General features: G+C 50.3%; 8 protein-coding genes. 4 read left to right on the top strand and 4 right to left on the bottom strand.

The annotated features are described in order from the left end of the window. Both WBV75_RS13245 and WBV75_RS13240 read right to left on the bottom strand, forming a co-directional pair. The coding region (locus WBV75_RS13245) for a peptidase inhibitor family I36 protein (RefSeq protein ID WP_424121061.1) at positions 1–356 on the bottom strand (356 nt) is incomplete at its 3' end. Between the two features lie 181 nt (positions 357–537). Next, complete coding sequence (locus WBV75_RS13240) at positions 538–1,176, bottom strand: peroxiredoxin (RefSeq protein ID WP_424121060.1); 639 nt, start codon at positions 1,174–1,176, stop codon at positions 538–540. 207 nt (positions 1,177–1,383) lie between these two features. Here WBV75_RS13240 and WBV75_RS13235 point away from each other — a divergent pair, with 207 nt between their 5' ends. From WBV75_RS13235 to trxB, 4 genes are all read left to right on the top strand, one after another. Further along, positions 1,384–2,304 carry a dihydrodipicolinate synthase family protein gene (locus tag WBV75_RS13235; RefSeq protein ID WP_424121059.1) on the top strand — a complete coding sequence of 307 codons (921 nt, stop codon included), beginning with the start codon at positions 1,384–1,386 and terminating at the stop codon, positions 2,302–2,304. Between the two features lie 118 nt (positions 2,305–2,422). Continuing rightward, a complete protein-coding gene (locus WBV75_RS13230; RefSeq protein ID WP_424121058.1) occupies positions 2,423–4,012 on the top strand; it encodes an aldehyde dehydrogenase (NADP(+)) in 1,590 nt (529 codons plus the stop codon). 10 nt (positions 4,013–4,022) lie between these two features. Continuing rightward, positions 4,023–5,030: a 4-hydroxyproline epimerase gene (locus tag WBV75_RS13225; protein WP_424121057.1), complete on the top strand. Its 1,008-nt coding sequence runs from the start codon at positions 4,023–4,025 to the stop codon at positions 5,028–5,030. Positions 5,031–5,247: 217 nt separating this feature from the next. Further along, complete coding sequence (gene trxB, locus WBV75_RS13220; RefSeq protein WP_424121056.1) at positions 5,248–6,213, top strand: thioredoxin-disulfide reductase; 966 nt, start codon at positions 5,248–5,250, stop codon at positions 6,211–6,213. A gap of 37 nt (positions 6,214–6,250) precedes the next feature. Here trxB and WBV75_RS13215 read toward each other — a convergent pair whose 3' ends face one another. Both WBV75_RS13215 and WBV75_RS13210 read right to left on the bottom strand, forming a co-directional pair. After that, a complete protein-coding gene (locus WBV75_RS13215) occupies positions 6,251–6,700 on the bottom strand; it encodes a hypothetical protein (protein ID WP_424121055.1) in 450 nt (149 codons plus the stop codon). Positions 6,701–6,829: 129 nt separating this feature from the next. Next, positions 6,830–7,465, bottom strand: a 636-nt coding sequence (locus WBV75_RS13210; RefSeq protein ID WP_424121054.1) for an aminotransferase class I/II-fold pyridoxal phosphate-dependent enzyme, incomplete at its 5' end; no start/stop codon positions are given.

Raw genomic sequence — 7,465 nt, 5'->3', positions numbered from 1 at the left:
TTGCAACCGCTGTAAATGGTAACTCCACTGCTGCTCTTGGACTTGTACACCCGGATACTGGAAATGGCGTCGTTAAACTTTTCCGGGAGGCATCGGACGTCACTTGTATACGTTTCATGTGACCCGTCAAAATGGTTGGACTTGTAAACGGTGACGGACCATCCTTCCGGTACGCGTATGGAGGAAATGCGGTCGTTTCCAATGGAGAGGTCCTTGTCATCGTATTCCCCTTCGTACATCCGTTGCCGGTCCCCTTTAAAGTCACAACCGCTGTAAACGGAAACATGGTCCTGGGCGCCCAGGATTAAAACCCCGAAAAGGGTCAGGAAAAGGGTGTTCAGTATTGATTTTTTCATAAGACACATGAATTTGAAATAAATTTTTAGAGGTTCAAATTACGGAATTAAGTCCAAGGGTCAAAACGGATATTTATACCACAGGGCGGAATAATTAAAGAGCCACAAGTGCAGCATTAAAAAAGGGCACCTGAATGTCAAGTGCCCTTTGGTCTTAGGGTCAGGAAAACCGGATCTTATCCTAGTTTACCGGTTCGAGGTCTTTTTTGGCCAGGTACCAGTCTACTTTTTCAAGACTGTCGTCATCCAGTCGCTCGTTGAGCTCATCCAGGGATTTGGGTGGGGGTACGATTACTTTATCCCCCTTTTTCCAGTCCAGTGGCATGGCCACTTTATATTTATCGGCAATCTGGAGGGCCTCAAGGGCTCTAAGGATCTCATCCATATTTCGCCCCACGTTGAGCGGATAATACATGATCAGGCGTATTTTCTTTTCAGGGTCGATAAAGAAAACGGCGCGAACGGCAGCTGTTTCACTCTCATTGGGTTGGAGCATTCCGTATAATTTGGCCACCTTCATGTCCAGATCGGCAATAATGGGAAAGTCGAAGTAGACCCCGGTGTTTTCGCGAACATTCTGAACCCAACCCAGGTGGGCGTGGACACTGTCGATGCTCAGGCCCATCAACTCCGTATTCAGGGCCTCAAATTCCCGTTTTCGGGTGGCAAACCCACTCATTTCCGTGGTGCATACCGGTGTGAAATCTGCGGGGTGGGAAAATAATACCACCCACTTGTCCTTAGCAAATTCAGAGAATTTAATTTTCCCTTTGGTCGTCAGGGCTTCAAAATCGGGGGCGATGTCCCCGATTCTGGGCATTGTATTTGTTATTTGAGGAGTTTCCATAGTCGTTGTGTTTTTGGATTTTAATTCACTTGGATAAAGGTAAGATATGGAAACCTCCAACTCAGTAACCCATGTTACAGGAAGCCTGAATTGGGCTAAATATATCTGAATTTGTGTGCTGGGATGAATAACCTTTGGATTCCCTCAGGATATGTATATTAGGGGTCCAATAACATACCTATGGAATTTGAGTGGAAAGGGGTCATGCCTGCCCTGACGACAAAATTTGATAAGACCGATCGTCTCGACCTCGACTTATTTGACAAAAATGTGCGGGCACAACTCGATGCCGGGGTTAGCGGCCTTATTCTCGGGGGTACGCTCGGGGAGGCCAGTACCCTGGAACCCGGGGAATTGAAGGCACTCACAGAGAAAGCAATCGAAACGGCCCATGGCGATGTACCTGTGATCTTGAATGTCGCTGAAGGGAGCACCAGGCGTGCACTTCAGGCGGTAAAGACTGCGGAGTCCTGCGGTGCAGATGGGCTGATGCTCTTACCCCCAATGCGATATAAACCTACAGGTCAGGAGACTGAAACCTATATTCGGGAGATTGCCGGGAGTACGGACCTGCCGATTATGGTGTATAACAACCCGGTGGATTACGGGACTGAAGTTACCCTTGACATGTTTGAATCCCTGATGAAGGATTGCCCGAATATCCAGGCCGTGAAGGAATCGACCCGGGATGTTTCCAACGTAACCCGTATACGAAATGCATTTGGAGATCGACTCAAAATCCTATGCGGAGTGGATACCCTGGCCCTGGAAAGCCTTGCTATGGGTGCTGATGGATGGGTAGCAGGACTGGTTTGTGCTTTTCCGCGCGAAACTGTGGCTGTTTACGCACTGGCTAAGACGGGCCAATTGGAAGCTGCCCTGGCCATTTATCGCTGGTTTCTGCCCTTGCTGGAGCTGGATATCAACCCGCAGCTGGTGCAGAATATCAAGCTGGCTGAAAAGATGGTAGACCTGGGTTCGGAGGCCGTGAGAAAGCCGCGCCTTCCACTCTCAGGAGCCGAGCGCAAAAGGGTTGTCGGCATTATAGAAGACGCGTTGAAGATCCGTCCGGGCCTACCCGACTATTTAACGTTGTTATGACACAGCTCCCTAAATCCCACTAAGGGCATGGAATTGCCGTTGGGGGTTTTTAAGAATAAGAAGTTACTCATTTACAGGGGCTCCCCGTCCCTCCCGATACTAAAAATATCCTTCTAATATGCAATTTCCAATCACAGGTTTCCAATTGCTCGGCTATTCTGAATCTGCCCTGGGCAAAAACACCTTCCAAACAATTAATCCCCAAACGGGTTCCCCAACACCCTGGAAATTTTTTGAATCTACGGATAGTGAGGTTCATACGGCCATGGAGATGGCTGCAAGTGCTTTTAAGACATATAGCCATTTGCCCGGGAAAGATCGGGCCGACTTCCTCAGGGCCATCGCGGCGGAACTTGAGGAGCAACAGGAGCATCTCGTATCCGTTTATATGCAGGAATCCGGTTTGCCGGAGGGTCGCGCCCGAGGGGAACTCGGACGGACTACAGGTCAGTTAAGGGCCTTTGCGGCAGTTGCAGAATCATCTTCATGGATGGAAGTGCGGATCGATACAGCCCAACCGGATCGGACCCCCCTGCCCAAACCCGATATTCGCAAATGTATGCGACCCCTTGGCCCGGTAATTGTTTTTGGGGCCAGCAATTTTCCATTTGCTTTTTCCACCGCTGGGGGAGACACAGCCTCGGCCCTGGCAGTAGGCTGCCCGGTAGTCGTCAAAGGCCATCCGATGCACGCCGGGACATCAGAGGCCGTGGGGCGATGTATTCAAAGGGCTGCGCGCCAAACGCAAATGCCCGAAGGGGTTTTTTCACAACTGCAGGGGAGTGGTACGGGTTTAGGGGCTGCTTTGGTCAAACACCCCGCCGCAAAAGCAGTGGGCTTTACGGGGAGTAAAGCCGGAGGCCTGGCCCTTACGCGCCTGGGGGCCGAGCGAAAGGAGCCCATTCCCGTATTTGCCGAAATGGGCAGTATAAACCCCGTCGTGGTTTTGCCGTCGGCCACGGAACCGGGAAAAGGATGGGCAAAAGCCTATGCCCAGTCCGTTACCCTTGGCGCCGGGCAGTTTTGCACCAATCCCGGGTTGGTTTTGGGCATAAAGGGATCGGGCTGGACAGCATTTTCCAAAGTCCTGGCGGCCGAGGTTGATGCAGTGGGTACGGCCTGTATGCTGCATTCAAACATAGCAGCTCAGTACCAGTCATTACGGGCTGACTTTTTTGCTCAGCCTGGCGTTACCCGGATAACTGCCAGGGTGGATAATGAGGGCGATACCCGGGCGAACGGAGCCGTGGGAGTGGTCAGTGCCGCTGCATTTAGAAAGAATCCCAGCTTAAAGAGGGAGGTGTTCGGGCCGTTTACCCTTTTGGTGACTTGTGAAGATCACGAAGACCTGGTGAGAACGCTTCCGGGATTAGAGGGGCAATTAACCGCTTCACTTTTAGGTAATGAAACGGAAATTCAATCGGCTTCAGATGTAGTTGCCCTCCTGGGAGAAAAAGCGGGCAGACTGCTGATCAACGGCGTGCCCACAGGAGTAGAAGTATGCCCGAGTATGCACCATGGTGGCCCCTTTCCGGCAACTACGGATTCCCGGTTTACTTCCGTCGGAACCGATGCGGTTAAACGCTGGATCCGGCCGCTGTCCTACCAGAACCTGCCCGGGGGAATCCTCCCCCCGGCGTTGAAAGATGACAATCCCCTTGGAATCCTGAGAATGGTCAATGGGCAAATGACTGACGGCCCAATATGATTTAGCGCCTATGAAACAAAGGCATGTATTTAAATGCATCGACGGCCACACTGCCGGTAATCCGGTACGTCTGATCGCAGAAGGAGGCCCGGTGCTGGAGGGCAACTCCATGAAAGAGCGCCGCCAGCATTTCCTAAGGGAATATGACTGGATCCGCAAGGGGCTCATGTTCGAACCCAGGGGGCACGACCAGATGAGTGGCAGCATCCTCTATCCGCCGGCAAACCCCGAAAATGATCTGGGAATCCTCTTCATTGAAACCAGTGGATGCCTTCCTATGTGCGGGCATGGGACAATAGGTACGATTACCATGGGCATTGAAGAGGGGTTGATTCATCCCCGCACCCCCGGGGAGGTCCGTTTGGAAACCCCCGCCGGACTGGTCAAAATCAGATACGGACAGGAGGGGAAAAAAGTGACTTGGGTAGCCCTAACCAATGTCCCTTCATTTCTCGCCGCCCGGGATTTGGAAGTAGACAGCCCTTTGGGAAAACTGCAATTTGATGTGGGATACGGGGGGAATTACTATGCCATCATCGATCCTCAGGATAATTATAGGGATTTGGCGGATTTCAGTGCTTCGCAGCTCATCCGAATCTCACAATTGCTCCGACCCGCCATAAATGCCAATTACCCGAACCGGTTTATCCATCCGGAGGATGAAACAATTCGCGATGTGAGCCATGTTTTATGGACGGGGCTCCCAATTTCCGATACCGCTACTTCCCGCAATGCCGTTTTTTATGGGGATAAGGCGATAGACCGATCGCCCTGTGGTACCGGAACCTCGGCCCGAATGGCCCAATGGGTCGCTCGCGGGCGCCTTGAGGTCGGAGCTGTTTTCAACCATGAAAGTTATATTGGGTCATGCTTTGAAGGCCGGGTCCTCGAGAAGGCTGCCATAGGTGATTTCGACGGTATCATACCCGAAGTTAAGGGGTCCGCCTGGATCCATGGGTACAATACCCTCGTCATCGACCCGGACCATCCCTATCCGGAAGGTTTTCAGGTGGTGTAACAGAAAATGAACGGCCAGAATCCCATATGACCGGGGTCATTTCCAATTTCCTTTATTTTCAAGATTTTGAATTTTTCATATTGCTACAGGGTATGTTTGCAATTGCTGTGGAGTATATCTATGGTTACCGGGGCAGCTTCAAAACTTTTGATAACTTTCCCTGTAAGGAAGTGGGTGAAAATCCTACTTTTACAGTGGTGAATCTAATACAATGATTATGTCAGAAAAGATAGAACGTTTTGAAACTCTGATTTTAGGCTCAGGCCCTGCGGGGTATACCGCAGCGATTTATGCCGCCCGCGCTGATTTAAAACCCGTTATGTACACAGGTATGGAGCCGGGTGGACAGCTCACTACAACTACGGAAGTGGATAATTTTCCGGGATATCCCCAGGGAATAGACGGGCCGACCATGATGGTGGAATTGCAGCAACAGGCTGAGCGTTTTGGAACTGAAGTGCGCATAGGAATGGCTACGGCGGTGGAATTTAGCGATGAGCCGGGAGGCATCCATAAAGTGACTATCGACGATTCGAAAGTAGTAGAGGCCCACACGGTTATTATCGCAACGGGAGCCTCTGCGAAATATTTGGGAATCCCTAGTGAACAACGCCTTAGGGGTGGAGGTGTTTCCGCCTGCGCCGTTTGTGACGGATTCTTCTATAAAGGTCAGGATGTCGCCATAGTAGGAGGGGGGGATACCGCTGCTGAAGAAGCGTCTTACCTGGCTAAGATTTGTAGTAAGGTGACCATGCTGATCCGAAAAGACTATATGCGGGCCTCCAAAGCCATGCAGCACCGCGTGGAGAGCCTGTCCAATATAGATATCCGCTACAACACCGAGGTAGATGAAGTTTTAGGGGACCAGGTAGTGGAAGGCCTCAGGATGGTTAATAACCAGACGGGGGAAAAAGAAGAAATCCCGATTACAGGTTTTTTTGTAGCCATAGGCCATAAACCCAATACAGATATCTTTAAAGGACAGTTGGATATGGATGATACGGGTTACGTCATTACTGAGGGAAAATCTACAAAAACCAACAAGCCGGGTGTTTTTGCCAGTGGTGATGTTCAGGATAAAGAGTATCGGCAGGCCGTTACAGCGGCTGGTACCGGTTGCATGGCCGCCCTGGACGCCGAACGGTATCTCGCCTCAGTAGAATCGGAGGTAAGTGTTTCCTGATACTTATTTACCGGTTAAGAAACCCCTGTTTTTTGAGCTACTTTACTACCCGCTTGTAGTTTTCTGAAAACGTGCGTTGCCCTTCCTCGTCCAGTTGGATCTGGCTGTAGGTGTCCCCATCGATTATGAGTTCAAAACTGAACTGTCGTATGGTGTCAAGGGCTTCCATCATGTAATGGTCCCCGTATTCGATGACCTCAATTAATTCATCCTGGGTAATTCGATAGCTCCCGAATCCAAACCTTCCTATAGTATCGTTGGGGTCGGTACGGGACCACATAACCCGTCCGTTGTAGTACATTTTCACCTGCCGATACCCCGGGACGAGGTCAACAGTGTCCCTGATATTCTCCTCGGCATAATTATAAAAGCTCTGCAGTTCCCAGGTGCCTTCCAGCGAATGCATAGATTCTGCATTTGGGGGTCTTTCAGCGGTTGTGCTTATGAGTAACACGGCTAAAACTAAAGTTCCTAAAATCTTTTTCATGGTTGTGTATTTAGGTCAATAAATCCTTAAAAATATACGACATAAATTATTTAAATGCGGTATATATTAAGATAAAAATGAAGAATATTCTAATAAATATAGGTCATTAGTGAAAATGAAACAATTTGCTTAAAACCGTTTCAGCACCTGGGCGAGTTTTTCTAAATGTTCCTTCCGGTGGGCAGAAGAAATTACGATGCGTTTGGGAGAGGAAGAGCCGGCCTCGGCCGCATATTCAAAATCCGTAATCAAGATCCGTTGCTCCCTGAGGTATTTGGCCAGTTTGGGATTGGTAAAGTAAAATACCGGATAGGGAGGCTGCGATTTTAAAAGTTGAAGGGGGTTGGCGAGTTCGTGGAAGTACCCCGTGTTTTGAAGCAAACGTTTGTATTGTTGTTCGTACCAACCTTCGCTCAGGCCCACGCCAAGGGCCGCCACTCCGGCCGGAGGTGCCGGGCTGGCCCCTTCGAAAAATGGAGTTTTCCTGAGTTGATCCAGGATACGAGCAGGGCCCGCCACCATACCTGCGGTAATCGCCAGGGCCTTTCCAAGGGAACTGCAGAGGAGTAAATCCTTAAAGTTTAATTTCTGGAGCGCTTTCCAGGAACCACTTCCATGGGAACCACAAACCCCAATACCATGGGAATCGTCAGCGACCAGGATGCACTTCTCGGGCAGGGCCTCAAGCCGTTCTAAAATAGGCCCGGGTGTGTCTTCTCCCCCCACGGTATCTGTAAAAACCACAGGTGTCCGGTCCTTTTGTAA

Source organism: Robiginitalea sp. (genome assembly GCF_049588695.1).
Lineage (GTDB): Bacteria > Bacteroidota > Bacteroidia > Flavobacteriales > Flavobacteriaceae > Robiginitalea.
This window is presented reverse-complemented; position numbering and strand designations above follow the sequence as displayed.